Below are 20964 nucleotides of genomic sequence, written 5' to 3'. Positions count from 1 at the left end.
GTACAGTAGCCTGATTGAAATTCCATCCAATTATCGAGTTTTCTGCATGTTAAAGCGCGTGTTTTACAGCTTGTTAGTCCTGGTAGGCTTGCTGCTGTTGACAGTGCTTGGGCTCGACAGATGGATGAGCTGGAAGACGGCCCCCTACATCTATGACGAATTACAGGATCTCCCCTACCGTCAGGTTGGTGTTGTCCTGGGCACGGCAAAATACTACCGTACCGGCGTCATCAATCAGTATTACCGCTACCGCATTCAGGGCGCATTAAATGCGTATAACAGCGGCAAAGTAAACTATCTGCTCCTTAGCGGCGACAACGCACAGCAAAGCTATAACGAACCGATGACGATGCGTAAGGACTTGATTGCCGCGGGCGTCGATCCCGCTGACATCGTGCTCGATTACGCAGGGTTCCGTACGCTTGATTCGATTGTACGCACCCGCAAAGTATTCGATACCAACGATTTCATCATCATTACTCAGCGATTCCACTGTGAGCGCGCATTGTTTATTGCGCTACATATGGGCATTCAGGCTCAGTGCTATGCGGTACCCTCGCCAAAAGATATGCTTACCGTGCGGGTACGCGAATTTGGCGCTCGCTTTGGTGCGCTGGCCGATCTCTACCTTTTTAAACGCGAGCCACGTTTTTTAGGTCCGCTGGTACCTATCCCGACCATGCATCAGGTACCCGATGATGCTCAGGGATATCCGGCAGTCACTCCGGAACAATTACTCGAATTACAAAAGAAACAAGGAAAATAAGCATGGATGTACAAACACTCTTCGTCGTATTGGCCTTTCTGCTCATTCCCCTCTTTTGTTTCCGGGAAGCCTGGAAAGGATGGCGCTCCGGAGCCGTAGATAAAATTAAGAAGAATGCGCGCGAACCGGTTTATGCTTATCGCTCTCAAGAGCCATTGCAATTTTGGTCCTATGTGCTGGTTTATGCCGGATGCGGATGTTTATCATTGGGTATGGTTGTTTATTTGGTATTTTATCGTTGACGATATTGTCTTTATATTAGATGTTGAGAATAACTAATATTATGATAACGGTTACCATTTCAATATAAGGGATTCATGCTGCCTGTCAGCATTTCCCTCACACCTTCTTCTATTTGTGAATCCTTTCACAGAATACTCTTCCTGCAGTGCTTAGCCTTAAGAATAGCCTTTCACTTTTTATATTTTGTTATTAACGGTTTGCCTTAATTTACTCAAGCATTAAGGAAGAAAATATGCCACAACAAAATTATCTGGATGAGCTCACGCCGGCTTTCACCCCATTATTAGCAATAAAAGAGGCTTCTCGTTGTTTATTATGTCACGATGCCCCCTGTAGTCAGGATTGCCCGGCGCAAACCGACCCAGGGAAATTTATTCGTTCCATATATTTCCGCAATTTTAAAGGCGCGGCTGAAACTATCCGGGAAAATAATGCGCTCGGTGCGGTGTGCGCCCGGGTATGCCCAACCGAAAAATTATGCCAACGCGGATGTACACGTTCAGGAATTGATAAGCCTATTGATATTGCGCGACTGCAGCGATTTATTACCGATTTTGAACAGCAGACCGCAATGAAAATCTATCAGCCCGCAACAAAAACGCTGGGCAAGGTCGCCATCATCGGTGCGGGTCCGGCCGGATTACAGGCCAGCGTAACGCTGAGTAATCTTGGCTATGACGTCACCCTCTTCGAAAAGCAGGCCCAGCCAGGCGGCTGGTTGCGTTATGGCATTCCAGAGTTTCGTCTGCCGCAGACGGTTTTAGATAATGAGATTGCCCGTATCGTGGAAATGGGCGTGACCATCAGATGCAATTGTGAAGTGGGTGCTGCCCTCTCCCTTGAGCAACTCAAAACAGAATACCGCGCCGTACTGGTGACCGTAGGGATGTCTTACGGTTCTACGTTGCCTCTGTTTGACCAGGCGAATAATGTCGAAATTGCCGTCGACTTTCTGCAACGGGCCCGACAGTCAGGCGGCAATATTAGTGTCGCGCAAAGCGCATTGATCATCGGCGGTGGCGATGTGGCAATGGATGTCGCCAGTACACTGAAACTGCTGGGCTGCCCGTCCGTCACCTGTGTCGCACGTGAGGAACTGGCCGAATTCCCTGCCAGCAACAAAGAGTTCAACAGCACCCAGGCGTTAGGGGTATCGATTATTGACGGTTTCACGCCTGTGGCGGTTAGTGGAAATCGCGTCACCTTTAAGCATGTACGCCTGCCGGGAGAACTCTCGCTTGAAGCCGAACATATTATTCTTGCCGTCGGTCAACATGCGCAGCTTGATGATTTCGCCGCGTTAAAGCCACAGCGCAATCTTATCGATACGCGCAATTACCAAACCGCCGATCCGGTTATGTTTGCCGCAGGCGATATTGTTAAAGGCGATAAAACCGTTGTATACGCCGTGAAAACCGGAAAAGAAGCCGCTCAGGCCATTCATCACTATTTAGAGGGAGCTTGCTCATGTTAACGAAAGATCTTTCTATTACTTTTTGCGGCGTCAAATTTCCCAACCCGTTCTGCCTCTCTTCTTCTCCGGTGGGCAACTGCTATGAGATGTGTGCCAAAGCCTACGATACCGGCTGGGGCGGTATTGTTTTTAAGACAATCGGTTTCTTTATCGCCAATGAAGTCTCCCCGCGCTTTGACCATCTGACCAAAGAAGATACCGGCTTTATCGGCTTCAAAAACATGGAGCAAATTGCCGAACACCCGCTGGAGGAGAATCTGGCCGCAATTCGCCGACTGAAACAGGACTATCCTGACAAGGTCCTGATTGCGTCGATCATGGGTGAAAACGAAGAACAGTGGCAGGAGCTGGCTCGCCTGGTTGAAGAGGCGGGTGCAGACATGATCGAATGCAACTTCTCGTGTCCGCAAATGACCTCACATGCCATGGGCAGCGATGTCGGGCAAAGCCCTGAGCTGGTCGAAAAGTATTGTCGGGCAGTTAAACGCGGCTCAGCCTTACCAATGCTGGCTAAAATGACACCGAATATTGGTGATATGTGCGAGGTGGCGCTGGCAGCTAAGCGCGGAGGCGCTGACGGTATCGCGACCATCAATACGGTTAAATCCATCACCAATATCGACCTGAAGCGCAAAATCGGGATGCCAGTCGTCAACGGTAAATCCAGTATTTCTGGTTACTCCGGCAAGGCCGTGAAACCTATCGCTCTGCGCTTTATTCAGCAACTGCGTATGCACCCTGAACTGCGCGATTTCCCGATTAGCGGCATTGGGGGGATTGAAACCTGGGAGGATGCCGCCGAGTTTCTGCTGTTGGGTGCTGCCACGCTGCAGGTAACCACCGGGATTATGCAGTATGGCTACCGAATCGTGGAGGACATGACCAGCGGGCTGTCGCATTACCTCGCCGATCAAGGATTTGATTCACTGGAGGAGATGGTTGGTCTCGCCAATGCCAATATCATCCCCGCAGAGGAACTTGATCGTAGCTACATCGTCTATCCGCATATCAATCTCGCAAAATGTGTGGGTTGTGGCCGCTGCTACATCTCCTGCTATGACGGTGGGCACCAGGCGATGGAATGGAATGAGGAAACCCGTACACCACACTGCAACACGGAAAAATGCGTGGGCTGCCTGCTGTGCGGTCACGTTTGCCCGGTAGCCTGTATCGATCTCGGTGAGGTGAAATTTAAAACCGGCGAGAAAGCGCATACGTTAACGTTGTAACACTCACAAAAAAGCCCGGTGCAGATTGCGCTGCACCGGGCTTTTAGCATTTTAATCGTTACTTCTTACGTGCGTATTTCAGTGAATCCAGCGCGACGGCGAAGATGATGATGCCGCCCTTAATAATGTACTGCCAGTAAGGGTTCACGCCGATGTAGGTCAGACCGTAGTTGATGACGGTGAAGATAATCACACCGGTCACCACGCCGAAAACCGTCCCCACGCCACCGCTGAACGACACGCCGCCAACCACGCATGCCGCAATGGCATCCAGCTCGTACATAAAGCCGAGGTTGTTGGTTGCAGAACCGATACGCCCTGCTTCCAGCAATCCACCGAAGGCATAGAACACACCAGACAGCGCATAGATAATCAGCAGGTTCAGCGCCACGTTTACACCGGATACTTTCGCGGCTTCTGGGTTTCCGCCGATAGCGAAAATATTTTTACCAAAACGGGTCTTGTTCCATAGCACCCAAACAAAGGCCACGGCAATCAAGGCATAGAAAGTAATGTAGGAGAGTCGGAAACTACCCAGCGCAATAAAGCCCTGCGCAAAGGTTGAGAACCCGCTGTCAAAGCCAGAAATTGGCGATGCCCCAACAAAGTCGTAATACAGGGAGTTAATACCGTAGACGATAATCATCGTGCCGAGGGTGGTAATAAATGGCGTCACATTCAGATAAGCAATGATGATACCGTTTACCAGACCGATGACAGCACCGATAACGCAGACAATCAGCACGACTACAATAATGGGCATCGTCGCCATTTCCGGGAACACCTTGTTGGCATTCTCCATCGACTGCAACAAGGTTGCCGCAACGACCGCCGCCAGGCCAACCTGGCGCCCTGCTGACAGGTCCGTCCCTTGCGTAACAATCAACCCGGCAACACCCAGCGCGATAATAATACGCACCGAGGATTGCGTCAGAATATTACTCAGGTTCAGTAAACTTAAGAAAGTGGGATCCTGGAAAATAATAATTGCCAGCAAAACCAAAAGAACAACGTAAATTCCGCCTTCTTTCAGGTAAGTAAGAAAACTTTTCTTATTTAACGCACTCATGAGGAGCCCCTAATCTTAAAGGTGCAAAGACGCAAGACGGAGGATTTCGTTTTGCGTTGTGGTTTTGGTTTCAACAATTCCCGCGACGAGGCCATTGCTCATCACCAGAATACGATCGGTAATACCTAACAACTCCGGCATTTCAGAGGAAATAATGATGATCCCCTTTCCTTTTTTCGCCAGTTCAGCAATCAACTGATAAATCTCAAATTTCGCGCCAACATCAATACCGCGTGTCGGTTCATCCAGCATCAGGATTTCAGGCTGCGTTAACAACCAACGGCCAATGACCACCTTTTGCTGATTACCGCCAGAAAGCGAACCAATTTGCGTACGATGCCCTGGTGTTTTTACCCTCATCGAGTCAATTACCCACTGGGTATCGCTCTTCATGCGGGAGTTATCCAGCAGGCCGACTTTATTTTTATAGTTCTGGATATTGGAGATTAACGAGTTAAAACCAATGTCCAGATAGGCATAAATACCGGTTGAGCGACGCTCTTCGGTGACCAGCGCAAAACCATGGTTAATCGCTTCATTCGCGCTGTGGTTATTGATTTTTTTGTCGTGGAGCGTAATCGTGCCCGATGATTTCTCGCGAATGCCAAACAATGTTTCAACGATATCGGTGCGTTTCGCGCCAACCAGACCGGCAATGCCGAGAATCTCCCCTTTATGGAGATCAAAAGAGATATCACGAATCGACGGCTGACGCAGAGAAGTCAGGTTACGCACTTCCAGAATCACTTCTCCCGGCTTGTTCTCTTTGTCCGGGAAACGTTGGTTCAGTGAGCGTCCTACCATCATGGCGATGATCTTATCCATGTCCAGCCCTTCCAGCGGCTGGGTCGCAATCCATTGACCGTCGCGCAGCACGGTAATTTCATCACACAGTTGAAAGATTTCTTCCATTTTGTGAGAAATATACACAATCCCGCACCCACGCTCTTTCAGCTTACGGATGATGGTAAACAGATGATTAACCTCTTTCTCGGTTAACGATGAGGTCGGTTCATCCATAATGACGATTTTGGCGTCATACGAAAATGCTTTCGCAATTTCAATCATCTGCATTTGCGAAACAGATAATGTTCCGACACGCGCACGCGGATCGATGTCAATATCCAGTTCATCGAAAATCGCTTTGGTATCGCGGTACATTTTTTCCTGATCGACAAACATACCTTTGGTGGGATAGCGCCCCAGCCACATGTTGTCCATTACAGAACGTTGTAATACCAGGTTTAATTCCTGGTGTACCATTGAAATACCATTCTCAAGCGCTTCTTTAGCAGAATGAAAATCGATTTCTTTACCCTGAAATAAAATACTACCGGAATCTTTTTGATAGATCCCAAAAAGACATTTTAATAATGTTGACTTTCCTGCGCCATTCTCGCCCATCAGAGCATGAATAGAATGTGGGCGGACTTTTAAATTGACATTATCAAGAGCCTTAACGCCGGGAAAGGACTTGTTGATGCCGCTCATTTCCAACAAGTATTCGCCTGACGACTGAGTATTAGTGCTGACCATAATTATACCTTGTTGGCCTTGCAGAGTGCGTAATTAAGGGCGCAATGAAATTGCGCCCACAGACGGAGTATTTATTTGTTGGTGAACTCTGCCAGATTATCTTTATCGACACCTACATATGGAACGCGAACAATTTTGTTCTCAATTTTCCAGTTGGTGCCGTCTGCCGCGCCTTTGCCATCAGCCAGGTTTCTCGCCAGATCGAAGGTCGCTTTCGCCTGGTTGTTTGCATCGTTCAGCACGGTACCGGCCATGGCACCAGATTTCACCAGAGCCAGTGCTTCAGGCAGCGCATCGACGCCAAATACCGGGACGCTGGTTTTGTTGTGCGCTTTCAGCGCTTCAACTGCGCCCATCGCCATGGCGTCATTGTTGGCGATAACCACTTCAATTTTGTTTGCGTTAGGACCAGACATCCACGCATCCATTTTATCTTTCGCCTGAGCGGTATCCCACATTGCGGTATCTAACTGCAACTGCTCAGTTTTAATGCCTTTGTCGTTCAGCTCTTTAATCACGTAGGTCGTACGTGCTTCAGCATCCGGGTGTCCCGGTTCGCCTTTCAGCAGAACAAACTGAATTTTGCCGTCTTTATTCAGATCCCAGTTCGGGTTAGCGGCCCAGTGCTTGGCAATCAAATCACCCTGAATAATCCCGGACTCTTTGGAGTCAGTACCGACGTAATAGGCTTTGTCATAGCTGTCCAGCGCTTTACGGGAAGGCTCTTTGTTGAAGAATACAATCGGTACGTTCTGACCGCGTGCTTTTTCAATTACCGTTCCTGCTGCTGCCGGGTCAACCAGGTTGATAGCCAGTGCTTTAACGCCTTTTGCCAACAACACATCAATCTGATCGTTCTGTTTGGACTGATCGTTTTGCGAGTCATTCATCAGCAACTGTACATCCGGCGCTGCTTTAGCATCTTTTTCAATAGCCTTACGTACCACAGACATAAAGTTATCGTCATATTTATAGATAGTCACACCAATGCGGGTATCAGCAGCGTGCGCAGCCGCGCCGAATAACATGCTTGCCATTACAGCAGACAGGGTCAACACCTTCTTATTCATGGTATCTCCGGTTTTATTATGCAGGGTAGTGCTTGAGATAAATGCTCGGCAGGCAGAACGTTACTGAAGTGTTACTGAACGCCGAAGCTCACTTTTAAAAATATTTCTTCCGTGTCTGGCAACGCTCCAAAAACAGGCTTTAATTGTTGTTTAAGACGCCTATACCTCGATGAAAGTGATTATTCACCGTTACATAGTAGTTACAGCGCAGCAAACAGTGTCATCATAGCTATCGCATTGTTAAGATACTGTGAATTTACTCACATATTGAAAGCGGTTACATAGCCCGACATTATCAGTTAGTGATCGGTGCCGCATTCTGCCGCAAAGCCACAGAATGGCGCCGCACCAGTGTCGGCATAAAGCAATGTGTTGCATCAGGATCCAGCGTTCCCGCCGCGCCTTGTAGCGCAAGCTCAGTGGCCATTTTTGCCATAGAAGCAATAGGATAGCGCACCGTTGTCAGTTGTGGGTCGGTGTAACGCGCGATGGGGATATCGTCGAAGCCAATGATAGACAGATGTAATGGAATGGCGATGCCGTTGTCTTTTAGCGCCGTTAGCGCGCCAGCGGCCATATTGTCGTTGTAAGCGAAGACAGCCGTCAGTTGCAGGTTGCGTCCCAGCAGTTCCACCATGGCGGACTCTCCGCCCTGCATATCCGGTGAACCAGTACCTATCCAGCTGTCGGCAGGAGTAACACCCTGTTCTTTCAGGGCACTTAGCCACCCTTCTTTACGCATTGCGTCGTCCTCAATGCGGTGACTTGATGCCAGGTAACCAATACGTTGATGCCCATTATTCAGCAGCATGCGGGTTGCCATTTTAGCGCCACTAATATTATCCAGACAGACGCAGCGATGCGCATAGCCCGGCACAATGCGGTTGATCAGCACCATACCGGGGATCTGATCCATAAACTCCGCCAGCTCGCGATCGCTCAACGCTTTCGAGTGAACAATCAGTGCGTTACAACGCTGACGAATCAGTACCTCAATGGCGTGACGTTCTTTTTCAGCTTCGTGGTAGCTGTTGCCTATCAGGACGTACTTCTGATGCTGCTGGGCAACCAGGTCCACGGCTTTGACCAGCGCGCCAAAAAATGCGTCTGAAACATCCATCACCACGACACCAATCGTGTCGCTCACCTGCGTCGCCAGCGCTTGTGCATTGGCGTTTGGGCGATAGCCGAGCTGAGTCACTGCTTTCATTACCGCTTCACGCGTGTCAGGACTCACCAGCGCGCTGTTGTTGAGTACGCGGGAAACAGTCGCTACAGAAACGCCAGACTGCCGTGCCACATCACGTATGGTTACCATATTCACTGCCCTGTTTTAGATTGCGGCTGCCCGCAGACACCCCAGGCTGTGTATTTTGTCAGCACAACGAAACGGACTGCGTGAGTGATGTCACAGGAATGAAAGCGCTTACATCCATTTTGTTAATGAATGTGATCCAGATCGTTATCTGGATGTTCGCGGTAATGATGTCCCTGACGCACGCAGGGTTAATTGACGCCATAGCCATTCTACCGGGCCTTGCCGGTAAAAATGCAACCAAATGACGGAGAAAAGCAGGTTAACGGCCCAGACCGGAATGACAAATAACATCAGCGTCAGTCGGTCATATTTCATAAATAAGCCGAATTGATAAAACAGCGTGGTACAAATTAAGGTTTGTAACAGATAGTTAGTCAGTGCCATGCGTCCAACGCAGGCTATCGCAACAACCCATTTTAAACGGCTAAGCTGCGGCCAGAAACCAAACAGCAACGCGGCATAGCCAATTGTCTGAAACGGCGCGCCCAGCTCACGCGGAGCCTGCAACAGAAAAGCGCACCAGCGATATGCCCAATCCAGATGCCACTGCGCAACGATAGCAGGCAGGTTAATCGCAATGCCAATAATGACCAATAACGCGCCGGTACGTCGATAGTGCTGCAAACTGTACTGCCCTTTCAGCCAACCGCTGCGCATCAATGCCGCGCCCAGCAGCATCATCCCCGCCAACTGCCAGCCGTACTGTGCGCCCAGCGCCAGTAAGCTATTCGACAGCATATCCACACGATTACTGACCGCTTCCATCCCGCCGTTAATCTTCCAGTACTTCTCATACAACAACGCAGAAGCATCCGGTGTCCAGGCCCGACTGGTCTCACTTCCGGAGATAAACCCCAGCAGCAACAGCACGCCAACGCCCACCAGATAGAGCAACACGCCGGTATTAAACAGACTTTTGACGGAAGGGGCATCGCGAACCAACCGCCAGCAAATCAGCCCGATGAGACCATACGCCAGCAGGATATCGCCATCCCAGAACAGCAAACCGTGAATAAACCCCAGCAGGACCAGCAAAGTGAGTCGCGACTGGATCCAACGTTTGCCTCGCGGTAGCAGCATCTGCAAACCCGCGCCAAACAACAGCGCAAACAGCGTGAGGAATTTCACCTGCGCAAAGAGATCAAGCACAGCCCAGGTCCAGGCATCTGACGGGGTAATGCTGCCGTACCAGGCAGGATTCAGATAGGCCGCCTTTGGCAGACCAAAGGCGCTAATATTGAGAAGCAGGATGCCGAGGATGGCGACGCCACGAATAAAATCCAGCGTGACATTACGCTCCATGGCCCCTGCCCTGATCAGTTGTGGTGACGCACGGCGCGCAGGAATTCCTGACGCGTATTCTGGCTGGACTTAAACAATCCGCCAAGCGAGGTGGTGGTGGTGGCGCTGGTCGCATCACGGATACCACGCGCTTTCACGCAGTAATGCACAGCATCAATTGACACCGCCACATTATTCGTCCCGAGCAGCGTTTGCAGCGCGGTGAGTATTTGCTGAGTCAGCCGTTCCTGGACCTGTGGGCGCTGGGCGAAGAACTGCACAATGCGGTTAATCTTCGACAGACCGATGACCGAATCTTTCGGAATATAGGCCACCGTCGCTTTGCCATCAATCGTGACGAAGTGATGTTCGCAGGTGCTGGTCAGCGTGATATCGCGAACCGTGACCATCTCATCCACTTTCATCTTATTTTCAATGACGGTGATTTTAGGGAAATTGGCGTAATCGAGGCCGGAGAAAATCTCATCGACATACATTTTTGCGATGCGATGTGGCGTTTCCATCAGACTGTCATCGCTCAAATCAAGATTGAGCAATTGCATAATCTCGGTCATATGACCGGAGATAAGACGTTTGCGCGTTTCATTATCCATCTCTTGCACGGGCGGGCGTAGCGGTGTTTCAAGACCACGCGCGACCAGCGCTTCATGAACCAGGGCCGCTTCTTTACTGAGTGATGACATTTCTTTTTCTCCTGCAGGTGGGGCGCCTCTGCCCTGCGTGGGGCAAAGTTTTTAGGCTGTGTCACAGCCAGAACATTGTGCGTGAGGCGGCGCACATAATCCAGTATTCGCCGCGATAATTATTGAAATTGGTGCTGCCTTTTAGCACACAGATTTCAAACGTCGTTCAACCGGGTGAATTCGAGTGTTAATGTAAAGTTATATAGATGATGAAGTATGTTTGCTCAATGCGGAAGTGAAAGTTACTCACAGTGCAATGAATAATCTGTATTATGGTGAGTTCGCAAACACATTCAGGTTCAACACAACAAGGAGCCACGCATGGAAATGCTTGAAGAGCACCGCTGTTTTGAAGGCTGGCAGCAACGCTGGCGTCATGACTCCACCACGCTAAATTGCACCATGACCTTCAGTATTTTTCTTCCACCTCCCCGGGATAACACCCCGCCTCCGGTGCTGTACTGGCTGTCAGGTTTGACCTGCAATGATGAAAACTTCACCACTAAAGCCGGAGCACAACGTATTGCGGCTGAACTGGGCATCGTTCTGGTGATGCCTGATACCAGCCCGCGTGGGGAACAGGTCGCCAATGATGAAAGCTACGATTTAGGCCAGGGCGCCGGATTTTATCTCAATGCCACGCAACAACCGTGGGCCTCACATTTTCGCATGTATGACTATATGCGTGATGAGCTGCCGGCACTCATTCAGTCACAGTTTAACGTCAGCGATCGCTGCGCCATCAGCGGGCACTCAATGGGGGGGCATGGTGCACTGATCATGGCACTGAAAAACCCTGGTAAATACACCAGCGTTTCTGCCTTTGCCCCCATCGTCAATCCATGTCGCGTACCGTGGGGTGAGAAAGCCTTTAGCGCCTATCTGGGTGAGGATAAATCACGGTGGGCGGAATGGGACAGCTGTGCGCTGATGCTGGCCAGCAAACCCGAAGATGCGATCCCAACGCTTATTGATCAGGGGGATAGCGATCAGTTTCTCGCCGACCAGCTGCAACCCGCAGTCCTGGCCGAAACCGCCCGTCAGACTGCATGGCCGATGACATTACGCATTCAGCCTGGCTATGATCATAGCTATTACTTCATTGCATCTTTTATTGAAGATCACCTGCGTTTCCACGCCCAATATTTGCTGAAGTAGACTTCGAGGGCGCAAGCCCTCTTGGTTTCTCCATTATTCCTTCACTTTTTATCCATTTTTATTTCGCCGCTATCTCATTGATTTTATAAATACTTCTCCAAATTTCATATCAAACACAAATGATTTCTATTATCATTTGTGTTTACAAAAATTCATACTTTTGTACAATCCTCCCGCTTCTTTACTGAAAAGAGTCCTTAAAAGACAAATACATACAATTGTCATGGCCTTTCACATGACACGCAGTTAGATTCATTTAAATGGAATGATACAAATGACTATACCTCACGTTAAGGCTGTAGCCGCCGCAGTATGCGTCGCGAGTCTCCCATCACTCGTCTATGCCGCCGACCAGGATACCGTGGTCGTCACCGCCACCGGGTTTGAGCAAAAAATTCAGGATGCCCCCGCCTCCATTTCGGTTATTACCAAGCAGCAGATCGAAGATAAAGCGTATCGCGATGTGACCGATGCACTGAAAGACGTCCCTGGTGTTGTTGTGACCGGCGGCGGTAGCAGCAGTGATATCAGCATCCGCGGTATGGCCTCGCAATACACGCTCTTCCTGGTTAACGGTAAACGTATCAGTACACGCGGTACGCGCCCGAACAGCGACAACGCGGGTATTGAGCAAGGCTGGCTACCGCCACTGGAATCCATCGAACGTATCGAAGTGATCCGCGGCCCGATGTCGTCGCTGTACGGCTCTGATGCCATGGGCGGCGTGATTAACGTGATCACCAAAAAAGTCTCGAATACCAAAGCCTGGACCGGCTCCCTGCATGGCGACGCCACCTTCCAGGAAGATCGGGACTCCGGTGACCTTTACCAGACAAATGCCTACGCGTCCGGACCACTGATCGACGGGCTACTCGGCGCAAAAGTGACCGGGCTGTTCTCCCATCGCGGAGAAGATAAGATAGTCAATGGTTACAATGAACAGCGCCTGCGCAACGGCGGACTCACCCTCAACTTCACCCCGGATGATAAAAATGACATCGACTTCGATGTCGCGCATGAACTACAGGATCGCAACAGCACACCGGGCGAATCGATGGCGGCAGAAAACTGTCGTAACGGTGTTTGTAAGCCAAACAGCAAAAGCTACAACCGTTATGAACACACAACGTATTCATTAACCCACAGCGGTTATTACGACGATTTCAACAGCACCAGCTATGTTCAGCAGGAAGAGACCAAAAACCCTGGTCGTCAGATGAAGTCCTACAACACGATCTTCAATAACCAGAACCAGGTCTTCCTCGGGGCGCACACCCTGACAGTTGGCGGGCAATACCGTTATGAAAAACTGCGCGATAACGGCAACCAACTGCAGGCTGCTGACGGTCTGAACAAATTGACCCGCTGGAGCTGGGCACTGTTTGCCGAAGACGAATGGGCGGTTACCGATACTTTCACGCTGACCGGTGGTCTGCGTATGGATAAAGATGAAAACTACGGTGACAACTGGACGCCGCGCGGCTATGGCGTATGGCACCTGAGCGATCAGTGGACCTTAAAAGGCGGTGTTTCTGCGGGCTATCGTGCGCCGGATCTGCGCCAGTCATCCGCAAGCTGGGGGCAAGTGACCGGCGGCGGTCGTCTGAACGGTATCATTGTCGGCAACCCGGATCTGAAACCAGAAAAAAGCCTGAGCGAAGAGATCGGTTTACTGTGGGATAACGGCAACGACCTCAATGCGGGCGTCACGCTGTTCAATACCGACTTCAAAAACAAAATCACCGAAGTGCGTCGCTGTAACAGCAGCGCCGATCCGGCTTGTACTATTGGCAGCACCCATTACGACTTTGTCAGCGATCGGGTTAACGTTGATAAAGCCAATATGCGCGGCGTCGAATCCACCTTCGGTTGGAAGATGACCTCCGACATCAACTGGACAGCGAACTATACCTACACTGAATCTGAACAGAAAAGCGGCCAGTTCTCGGGTCAGCCGTTAAACAAAATGCCAAAGCATATGTTTAACACCACACTGGACTGGCAGGCAACGCAGGACATCGGTTTCTGGAGCCGTTTGAATCTGCGTGGCAAAACATCAGAATACCTGAGCCGTACCTCCATGGCGCAAGGCACCCCTTCCTATACCCAGGTCGATGTCGGTATGCGTTACTACGCGACCAAAGATGTGCTGCTTACTGCTGGCGTGTATAACGTGCTGGATAAACAGATTGATTACGATACCTATGACACCGTGCTTGATGGTCGTCGCTACACTGTTGGCCTGACTTACAACTTCTAAAGTTAGGACAATAAATAACCCCGGCAAGGTGAATGTCTAATGCCTGTTAGTTAAGCATGTATGGAGAACATTTTATTCCGCTACGGGGTTCCGTTCACTTCAACGGTATCACTTCTTTGAATCACAGATACCCGTGAACGTGCAAGGGAGGCTCACCGCCGCCTCCCTTGCAACCCAGGCTCCCGGCACGGAAAATCGTCGCTGCGCGAGCTATTCGTCTTATGCCGTCTGCCTGTCGGGTCGGGGTCGAGCCTGCGTCCCTGCAGGCCGTCCCCTCTGCCCGCATCCCTGCGGGCAGCCCCGGTCAGCCGTCAACGCCTCATCGATTTTCAGCCGGACCAGGGTGTCGCTTCAACTCTCTGACTTTCAGTTAAATCTGTTTTGCTGTTCAAACATGTTCAAATAAAAATACAGATGGTCAGGCGTGGCGGGTCCGGCTGAAAATTGCCGACGTGTTTCCGTAAGGCCGGGAGAACCCGCAGGGATGCGGGTTCAGGGTGCGTGCGACAGGGATGTTGCATCGCGCCCGGCCCGGTAGCCTGGAGGAATAAGCGGAGGGGATTGCGCAGCAACAATTTTCCGTGCCGGGAGCCGGGATTGTTAAGGGTGCGGCGATAGCACCCTTAACACGTTCACAGGCGTTCAGTGTACAGAGAAGCGATGAACATGAGGTGAACGGAACCCTTTCTCAGAGAGAGCATGTTCATTACCTCGCCAACACATGTTGATGCTTTCTGAAACTAAAATGTTAACTGAACAGGGTGAGTGCCGGGGGAGGGTTATTGTCTGCCGGATGGCAGCACGGAGGCCTTACCCGACCTACACTATCTTACGTAGGTCGGATAAGCGCGGTACCATCAGGTACAAGATTACTTCTTCACACGTTTCGGAAAGTGCATTTCGCTGTAACGAACGAAACGGGTTCCTTTGGTCAGCTTATAGCCAAACCAGATGATCAGGAACAGCGGGATACCAATGTAGGTTGCCATTACGCCTCCCCAGTCAATGGTATCTTTCAGGAACGCTTCGTAGTTTTGACCCAGGGTGATTATCAGGCACAGAACAAAGGCAAAAATCGGCCCCAGAGGGAAGAAGCCAGAACGATACGGCAGATCCTTAATATCATGGCCCTGTAACACATAACCACGACGGAAACGATAGTGGCTAATTGCAATTCCCAGCCAGGCGATAAAGCCCGTCATCCCGGAGGTGTTCAACAGCCACAGGTACACAGTCTGGTTACCAAACATGGATGTCAGGAAGCACAGACCTGCCACGACAGTCGTTGCATACAGCGCGTTACGCGGTACACCGCCACGAGACAGTTTAGAGAAAATACGCGGCGCTTTACCGTCACATGCCAGGGTGTAGAGCATACGTGTTGATGCATACATGCCGGAGTTACCCGCCGACAGCACCGCCGTCAGGATAACGGCGTTCATCACCGCCGCCGCAGACAGCAGACCCGCGTGCTGGAATACCAGCGTGAACGGGCTGACGCTGATATCTTTTACATCATTGCGCAGCAGGCTCGGATCGGTATACGGGATAATCAGGCTGATAATCAAAATCGCGAACACATAAAACAGCAGGATTCGCCAGAATACCTGGCGCACCGCGCGCGGAATGTTCTTCTCTGGATCTTCAGATTCGCCCGCGGCGATACCAATCAACTCGGTCCCCTGGAAGGAGAAGCCGACGATCATCGCCACACCAATCATGGCGGCAAAACCACCAGCAAAGGGTGCATCACCTGTCGTCCAGTTACTCCAACCCACCGGTTGAGCACCTTTGAAGATACCGATAATCATCATCACGCCAACCACGATGAAGATAATCACGGTGGTAACTTTGATCAGTGAGAACCAATACTCTGCTTCGCCAAATCCACGTACCGAAATGTAGTTCAGCAGGAAGATAACGCCAAGGAACAGCGCACTCCAGATCCAGCCTGGCGTATCCGGGAACCACCAGCTCATGACCAATTGTGCGGCCACCAGGTCCACGGCGATAGTTACCGCCCAGTTGTACCAGTAGTTCCAGCCGAGCGCGAAGCCAAAGCCTTCTTCTACATAGTTCTGACCGTAGGTAGAGAACGAACCGGAAACCGGCATATAGGCTGCCAGCTCACCAAGACTGGTCATCAGGAAGTACACCATCAGGCCAATCAGAATATAGGAAAACAGCGCGCCGCCAGGACCCGCCGCAGAAATGGTTGCACCAGATGCAACGAAAAGACCCGTGCCGATGGAACCACCAATGGCGATCATCGTCAGGTGACGCGCCTTCAGTTCACGGCGTAGCGTGGGCGCTTCTGTGGTTTTAGTTTCGGAAACCATGTGAAAATGCTATCCATCCAAAAAATGAGGCGCGATTGTAGCAGACGAAATGGCATTCTTCCGGCACAAATGCGCAGTTATAAGAGACCTTCATGACTGGCCGCGGATTATAAGTAAAGCAGAAACTGGGCAACGTATGACGATTGCCCTCAGTTGAAGATGAGGTGTTCATTGCAGGTGCGACGCATCAGCGTCTTATTCAACCTGCTCTACCTGGTCGCTATAACGTAAAAAACGCAGCAGCGAGTTTGAAAGATGTTTTTGGCGATGATGGACGCGCCAAAGCGTGCGGACCAGACGCGGCAACGGCACAGGAACTTCGCTTAACGTTCCTGCCTGCAGTTGTTCTGCAATAACCCGACGTGACAAGCAGCTGATCCCCAGTCCATGGCGAACAGCATGTTTAATGGCCTCAGAGTTACCCAACTCCATTGCCATCTGAAATCTCGGTAGATGAGACAGCAACAGATAATCCACCAGCTCGCGAGTACCGGACCCACGTTCGCGCAGGATCCAGGGCGAAGCCGCAAGTTGCTCCAGCGTCACGGGACCCGTGGTTAGCGGCGATGACGGCGCAGCAAATACCACCAGTTCATCTTCCAGCCACGGTTCAGAGATGATCTCCGTACTGTGACATGGCCCTTCGATAAGCCCGATGTCGACCCGAAAATCCAGCACAGCATTGATAACATCCTGGCTGTTGCCCACGCTGAGTTCCAACGGCAAGTCGGGGAAATCACGCCGGTAACCTGCAATCATGGCAGGTAAAATATAGTTGCCGATGGTGCTACTGGCATAGACGCGAATCGCGCCGTTATCTTCACGAAAAAGCTGTTCGATTTCTGTCGTTTGCTCGAGCAAGGCCAACGCACGCGGATAGAGTAAGCGCCCGTGCTCATTGACGACCAGCCGCTTGCCCACGCGGTCAAACAGTTGCACGCCAAGTTGCCCTTCTAAATCGGTAAGCGCAGCACTCACCGCTGACTGCGACAATGACAACATGACAGATGCCTGAGTCGTCGAGCCGCTTTTCAGTACCTCAGCAAACACTTCAAGTTGTCGCAGGGTGATATGCATAGTCGTTTTCCACCGGGTAGCCCGTGCTTACCACTTATAAAGATTAATTATAAATATATAATCAATTTTATTTTTAAGCCACTTCACCTTACAATTTTTGCCAAGAAATCATTCAAATTGTTCAGGAGGGGTTATGACTGAACTCGCCCTACAGAATCATCGTCGTACAGTGTGGCATTTTATTCCGGGGCTTGCCCTGAGTGCAGTTATCACCGGGGCCGCCTTATGGGGAGGTTCCATTCCCGCCGTCGCAGGTGCCGGGTTCAGCGCCCTCACCTTAGCCATCTTATTCGGGATGGTTATCGGCAACACCGTGTATCCACAAATCTGGAAAAGCTGTGACGGTGGCGTGCTGTTTGCCAAGCAACATTTACTGCGTCTGGGGATCATCCTGTATGGTTTCCGCCTCACCTTCGCCCAAATAGCCGACGTTGGTGTCAGCGGTATCGTCATTGATGTCCTGACGCTCAGCAGCACCTTTATGCTGGCCTGTTTCCTCGGACAGAAAGTATTTGGTCTGGACAAACACACCAGTTGGTTGATTGGTGCGGGGAGCAGCATTTGTGGTGCCGCCGCGGTATTAGCCACTGAGCCGGTGGTGAAAGCAGAAGCCAGTAAGGTAACGGTCGCCGTTGCTACCGTGGTTATCTTCGGGACCATTGCTATCTTCCTGTACCCGGCAATGTATCCGCTACTGGCGCACTGGTTTAGCCCGGAAACCTACGGGATTTATATTGGCTCCACGATGCATGAAGTTGCACAGGTTGTTGCTGCCGGGCATGCAATCACCCCGGAAGCTGAAAACGCAGCCGTCATTGCTAAAATGCTGCGCGTCATGATGCTGGCTCCGTTCCTCATCATCCTGGCAGCACGTGTTAAACAACTGTCTCCGGCGACCGGCGGAGAGAAAAGTAAAATCACTATTCCGTGGTTTGCCATCCTGTTTATTGTGGTCGCGATTTTTAACTCGTTCCACCTGCTGCCACAGTCAGTGGTGAACATGCTGGTTACGCTGGACACCGTGTTGCTGGCTATGGCGATGGCAGCTCTGGGGTTAACCACTCACGTGAGTGCACTGAAAAAAGCCGGTGCAAAACCTCTGCTGATGGCACTGGTGCTGTTTGTCTGGCTGATTGTGGGCGGTGGCGCGATTAACGTTGCCATCCACGCGCTGATGGCATAATCGATCACGACTCACCTCCATTAACCCGCTATACTCTTCCCTTTTGAGTATGGCGGGTTTTTCCCGTCATATTTCAAGTTGTAGGCGCGTTGGCTGCGCTCGTTCGCCCCAGTCACGTACTGAAGTACGCTCCCGGGGATTAATGAGGGACATCCATGTCCCTCACCAGAGGCCAGCCTTTGGCTGGTCAAATTCGTTCCTGACGAATTTGTCTCTCTCTTGCCACCTTCCTGCAACTCGAACTGTTTAGGGAATTATTATGAAATACATCGGAGCGCACGTAAGTGCCGCTGGCGGTCTGGCTAACGCTGCTATTCGAGCTGCAGAAATCGAAGCGACCGCATTCGCCCTGTTCACCAAAAATCAGCGCCAGTGGCGCGCCGCACCATTGACCACTGAAGTCATTGATGACTTCAAGTCAGCCTGCGAGAAATATCACTTTTCCTCCGCACAAATCCTGCCACATGATAGCTACCTGATTAACCTCGGCCATCCCGTCAGCGAGGCGCTGGAAAAATCACGCGATGCTTTTCTTGATGAAATGCAGCGCTGCGAGCAGCTTGGTTTATCCCTGCTTAACTTTCACCCGGGCAGCCACTTAATGCAGATCCCGGAAGATGAATGCCTGGCGCGTATTGCGGAATCAATCAACATTGTCCTTGCTCAGACTCAGGGCGTGACGGCAGTCATTGAAAACACTGCCGGGCAAGGCAGTAATCTGGGTTTTAAGTTCGAGCATCTGGCGGCAATCATCGACGGTGTCGAGGATAAATCCCGTGTAGGTGTCTGCATCGACACCTGCCACGCCTTCGCGGCCGGTTACGATTTGCGTTCCGCTGACGAGTGTGAAAAGACATTCGCTGAATTTGAACGTATTGTCGGCTTTAACTATTTACGCGGTATGCACCTGAACGATGCCAAGAGCGCATTTGGCAGCCGCGTTGACCGCCACCATAGCTTAGGGGAAGGCAATATCGGTCACGATGCATTCCGCTGGATCATGCAGGACAGCCGTTTTGACGGCATCCCACTGGTACTGGAAACCATCAACCCTGATATCTGGGCCGAAGAAATTGCATGGCTGAAAGCGCAGCAAACTGAAAAGGCGGTTGCATAATCATGAACGACAGGGAAAAGCAGATCCTTAAGATCCTGCGACGCAATCCGCTGATACAACAAAATGAAATCGCCGATATTTTGCAGATCAGCCGTTCGCGCGTCGCCGCACATATTATGGATTTGATGCGCAAAGGAATGATCAAAGGTAAAGGTTATATCCTTACCGAACAAGATTATTGCGTCGTCGTCGGGGCAATAAACATGGATATTCGTGGTGTCGCTGACATCCACTATCCTCAAGCCGCATCTAACCCCGGCAGCATCCACTGTTCTGCCGGCGGCGTGGGACGAAACATCGCCCACAACCTGGCGCTACTGGGCCGCGACGTGCATTTAATTTCCGCGGTTGGCAGCGATTTCTATGGCGAAACGCTGCTGGAACAGACCCGTCAGGCCGGTGTTAACGTTTCCAATTGTATTCGTCTGCATGGACATAACACCTCCACCTATTTGTCGATCGCGAATCAGCAGGAAGAGACCGTACTGGCGATTAACGATACCCACATTCTGCAACAGCTAACGCCGCAGTTGCTGAACGGTTCACGGGATCTTATCCGCCATTCCGGCGTCGTGCTGGCAGATTGCAACCTGACGGCTGAAGCCATCGAGTGGGTATTTACTATTGCTGATGACATTCCGGTATTTATTGATACCGTTTCAGAGTTCAAAGCAGCAAAAATGAAGACCTGGTTTACACGTATTCATACGCTCAAACCCACGCAGAAAGAGCTTGGCATTTTATGGGGTAAGCCTGTCCAGTCGGATGGGGACCGCGTGCAGGCCGTCAACGACCTCCATCAACAGGGGGTAAAACGCATCTTTGTATGTCTGGAAGACGAATCCGTTTTTTGCAGCGAAAAGGACGGAGAGCAATTTTTACTGACACCGCCGAAGCATACAGTGATAGACAGCTTCGGTGCCGATGACGCATTTATGGCGGGATTGTTATACAGCTTTCTGGAAGGCAGTGCGTTCCGCGAAAGCGCGCAGTTTGCAATGGCCTGTGCAGCATTATCACGCGCCAGCGTCAGTATTAACAACCCGACGCTCTCTGCCGATAATGCCCTGTATTTGCTGAAAACCGCTTAGAGGTAATGCCGGATGGCGCTACGCTTATCCGGCCTACAAACAACGACAC

Annotated in this window: 17 protein-coding genes; 9 read left to right on the top strand and 8 right to left on the bottom strand. The window is 50.9% G+C overall.

From position 1 onward, the window contains the following. Nucleotides 1–46 precede the first annotated feature (46 nt). From sanA to preA, 4 genes are all read left to right on the top strand, one after another. Nucleotides 47–766 carry an outer membrane permeability protein SanA gene (gene sanA / locus NNO03_RS12115; RefSeq protein WP_137382290.1) on the top strand — a complete coding sequence of 240 codons (720 nt, stop codon included), beginning with the start codon at nt 47–49 and terminating at the stop codon, nt 764–766. 2 nt (nt 767–768) lie between these two features. Then, a complete protein-coding gene (locus NNO03_RS12110) occupies nt 769–1008 on the top strand; it encodes a DUF2542 family protein (protein ID WP_137382289.1) in 240 nt (79 codons plus the stop codon). A 233-nt stretch (nt 1009–1241) separates the two neighbouring features. After that, nucleotides 1242–2483 carry an NAD(P)-dependent oxidoreductase gene (locus NNO03_RS12105; RefSeq protein WP_271449624.1) on the top strand — a complete coding sequence of 414 codons (1242 nt, stop codon included), beginning with the start codon at nt 1242–1244 and terminating at the stop codon, nt 2481–2483. Next, the gene (gene preA / locus NNO03_RS12100) at nt 2477–3712 is read left to right on the top strand and encodes an NAD-dependent dihydropyrimidine dehydrogenase subunit PreA (RefSeq protein ID WP_271449623.1); all 1236 of its coding nucleotides are present in this window, start codon (nt 2477–2479) and stop codon (nt 3710–3712) included. Before NNO03_RS12105 ends, preA begins: the two co-directional genes overlap by 7 nt. A 58-nt stretch (nt 3713–3770) precedes the next feature. Here the strand turns inward: preA and mglC are convergent, their stop codons facing one another. The 6 genes from mglC to folE form a co-directional block, all read right to left on the bottom strand. Beyond that, complete coding sequence (mglC, locus tag NNO03_RS12095; RefSeq protein ID WP_005129205.1) at nt 3771–4781, bottom strand: galactose/methyl galactoside ABC transporter permease MglC; 1011 nt, start codon at nt 4779–4781, stop codon at nt 3771–3773. A gap of 15 nt (nt 4782–4796) precedes the next feature. Then, nucleotides 4797–6317: a galactose/methyl galactoside ABC transporter ATP-binding protein MglA gene (mglA, locus tag NNO03_RS12090; protein ID WP_271449622.1), complete on the bottom strand. Its 1521-nt coding sequence runs from the start codon at nt 6315–6317 to the stop codon at nt 4797–4799. Between the two features lie 71 nt (nt 6318–6388). Continuing rightward, complete coding sequence (gene mglB / locus NNO03_RS12085) at nt 6389–7387, bottom strand: galactose/glucose ABC transporter substrate-binding protein MglB (RefSeq protein ID WP_043016958.1); 999 nt, start codon at nt 7385–7387, stop codon at nt 6389–6391. Between the two features lie 295 nt (nt 7388–7682). Further along, entirely contained in the window at nt 7683–8705 is a 1023-nt protein-coding gene (gene galS, locus NNO03_RS12080; protein WP_271440065.1) for an HTH-type transcriptional regulator GalS, read from the bottom strand. A 144-nt stretch (nt 8706–8849) separates the two neighbouring features. Continuing rightward, nucleotides 8850–10007 carry a DUF418 domain-containing protein YeiB gene (gene yeiB / locus NNO03_RS12075; RefSeq protein ID WP_271449621.1) on the bottom strand — a complete coding sequence of 386 codons (1158 nt, stop codon included), beginning with the start codon at nt 10005–10007 and terminating at the stop codon, nt 8850–8852. A 14-nt stretch (nt 10008–10021) separates the two neighbouring features. Beyond that, nucleotides 10022–10690 (bottom strand): GTP cyclohydrolase I FolE, encoded by a 669-nt coding sequence (folE, locus tag NNO03_RS12070; protein ID WP_003027410.1) that lies wholly within the window; start codon nt 10688–10690, stop codon nt 10022–10024. 321 nt (nt 10691–11011) lie between these two features. On the opposite strand from folE, the gene fghA reads away from it, so the two are divergent. Together fghA and NNO03_RS12060 are read left to right on the top strand one after the other, a co-directional pair. Further along, a complete protein-coding gene (fghA, locus tag NNO03_RS12065; RefSeq protein ID WP_271449620.1) occupies nt 11012–11848 on the top strand; it encodes an S-formylglutathione hydrolase in 837 nt (278 codons plus the stop codon). A gap of 274 nt (nt 11849–12122) precedes the next feature. Further along, nucleotides 12123–14108 carry a ligand-gated channel protein gene (locus tag NNO03_RS12060; RefSeq protein ID WP_271449619.1) on the top strand — a complete coding sequence of 662 codons (1986 nt, stop codon included), beginning with the start codon at nt 12123–12125 and terminating at the stop codon, nt 14106–14108. Nucleotides 14109–14977: 869 nt separating this feature from the next. Here the strand turns inward: NNO03_RS12060 and lysP are convergent. Together lysP and yieE are read right to left on the bottom strand one after the other, a co-directional pair. Beyond that, on the bottom strand, nt 14978–16447 hold the full coding sequence (gene lysP, locus NNO03_RS12055; RefSeq protein ID WP_137383673.1) for a lysine-specific permease: 1470 nt from the start codon (nt 16445–16447) through the stop codon (nt 14978–14980). 195 nt (nt 16448–16642) lie between these two features. Then, a complete protein-coding gene (yieE, locus tag NNO03_RS12050) occupies nt 16643–17524 on the bottom strand; it encodes a DNA-binding transcriptional regulator YeiE (protein WP_048211165.1) in 882 nt (293 codons plus the stop codon). Nucleotides 17525–17657: 133 nt separating this feature from the next. Between yieE and NNO03_RS12045 the strand changes: the two genes are divergently transcribed. The 3 genes from NNO03_RS12045 (at nt 17658) to NNO03_RS12035 (ending at nt 20915) form a co-directional block, all read left to right on the top strand. Beyond that, nucleotides 17658–18707, top strand: a complete 1050-nt coding sequence (locus tag NNO03_RS12045) for a YeiH family protein (protein ID WP_137383674.1) — start codon at nt 17658–17660, stop codon at nt 18705–18707. A 259-nt stretch (nt 18708–18966) separates the two neighbouring features. Next, a complete protein-coding gene (gene nfo, locus NNO03_RS12040; protein ID WP_271440068.1) occupies nt 18967–19824 on the top strand; it encodes a deoxyribonuclease IV in 858 nt (285 codons plus the stop codon). Nucleotides 19825–19826: 2 nt separating this feature from the next. Then, a complete protein-coding gene (locus tag NNO03_RS12035) occupies nt 19827–20915 on the top strand; it encodes a sugar kinase (protein WP_271449618.1) in 1089 nt (362 codons plus the stop codon). Nucleotides 20916–20964 lie beyond the last annotated feature (49 nt).

The sequence above is a fragment of the Citrobacter sp. Igbk 16 genome (genome assembly GCF_028069755.1).
In the GTDB taxonomy this organism is placed as follows: domain Bacteria; phylum Pseudomonadota; class Gammaproteobacteria; order Enterobacterales; family Enterobacteriaceae; genus Citrobacter.
The sequence above is the reverse complement of the archived record's forward strand: the minus strand, read 5'-3'. Positions and strand labels throughout refer to the sequence as shown.

Excerpts from the sequence above, each read along its gene's own strand:
- sanA (WP_137382290.1), top strand. The coding sequence starts at position 47 with ATGTTAAAGCGCGTGTTTTACAGCTTGTTAGTCCTGGTAGGCTTGCTG.
- NNO03_RS12110 (WP_137382289.1), top strand. The coding sequence starts at position 769 with ATGGATGTACAAACACTCTTCGTCGTATTGGCCTTTCTGCTCATTCCC.
- NNO03_RS12105 (WP_271449624.1), top strand. The coding sequence starts at position 1,242 with ATGCCACAACAAAATTATCTGGATGAGCTCACGCCGGCTTTCACCCCA.
- preA (WP_271449623.1), top strand. The coding sequence starts at position 2,477 with ATGTTAACGAAAGATCTTTCTATTACTTTTTGCGGCGTCAAATTTCCC.
- mglC (WP_005129205.1), bottom strand. The coding sequence starts at position 4,781 with ATGAGTGCGTTAAATAAGAAAAGTTTTCTTACTTACCTGAAAGAAGGC.
- mglA (WP_271449622.1), bottom strand. The coding sequence starts at position 6,317 with ATGGTCAGCACTAATACTCAGTCGTCAGGCGAATACTTGTTGGAAATG.
- mglB (WP_043016958.1), bottom strand. The coding sequence starts at position 7,387 with ATGAATAAGAAGGTGTTGACCCTGTCTGCTGTAATGGCAAGCATGTTA.
- galS (WP_271440065.1), bottom strand. The coding sequence starts at position 8,705 with ATGGTAACCATACGTGATGTGGCACGGCAGTCTGGCGTTTCTGTAGCG.
- yeiB (WP_271449621.1), bottom strand. The coding sequence starts at position 10,007 with ATGGAGCGTAATGTCACGCTGGATTTTATTCGTGGCGTCGCCATCCTC.
- folE (WP_003027410.1), bottom strand. The coding sequence starts at position 10,690 with ATGTCATCACTCAGTAAAGAAGCGGCCCTGGTTCATGAAGCGCTGGTC.
- fghA (WP_271449620.1), top strand. The coding sequence starts at position 11,012 with ATGGAAATGCTTGAAGAGCACCGCTGTTTTGAAGGCTGGCAGCAACGC.
- NNO03_RS12060 (WP_271449619.1), top strand. The coding sequence starts at position 12,123 with ATGACTATACCTCACGTTAAGGCTGTAGCCGCCGCAGTATGCGTCGCG.
- lysP (WP_137383673.1), bottom strand. The coding sequence starts at position 16,447 with ATGGTTTCCGAAACTAAAACCACAGAAGCGCCCACGCTACGCCGTGAA.
- yieE (WP_048211165.1), bottom strand. The coding sequence starts at position 17,524 with ATGCATATCACCCTGCGACAACTTGAAGTGTTTGCTGAGGTACTGAAA.
- NNO03_RS12045 (WP_137383674.1), top strand. The coding sequence starts at position 17,658 with ATGACTGAACTCGCCCTACAGAATCATCGTCGTACAGTGTGGCATTTT.
- nfo (WP_271440068.1), top strand. The coding sequence starts at position 18,967 with ATGAAATACATCGGAGCGCACGTAAGTGCCGCTGGCGGTCTGGCTAAC.
- NNO03_RS12035 (WP_271449618.1), top strand. The coding sequence starts at position 19,827 with ATGAACGACAGGGAAAAGCAGATCCTTAAGATCCTGCGACGCAATCCG.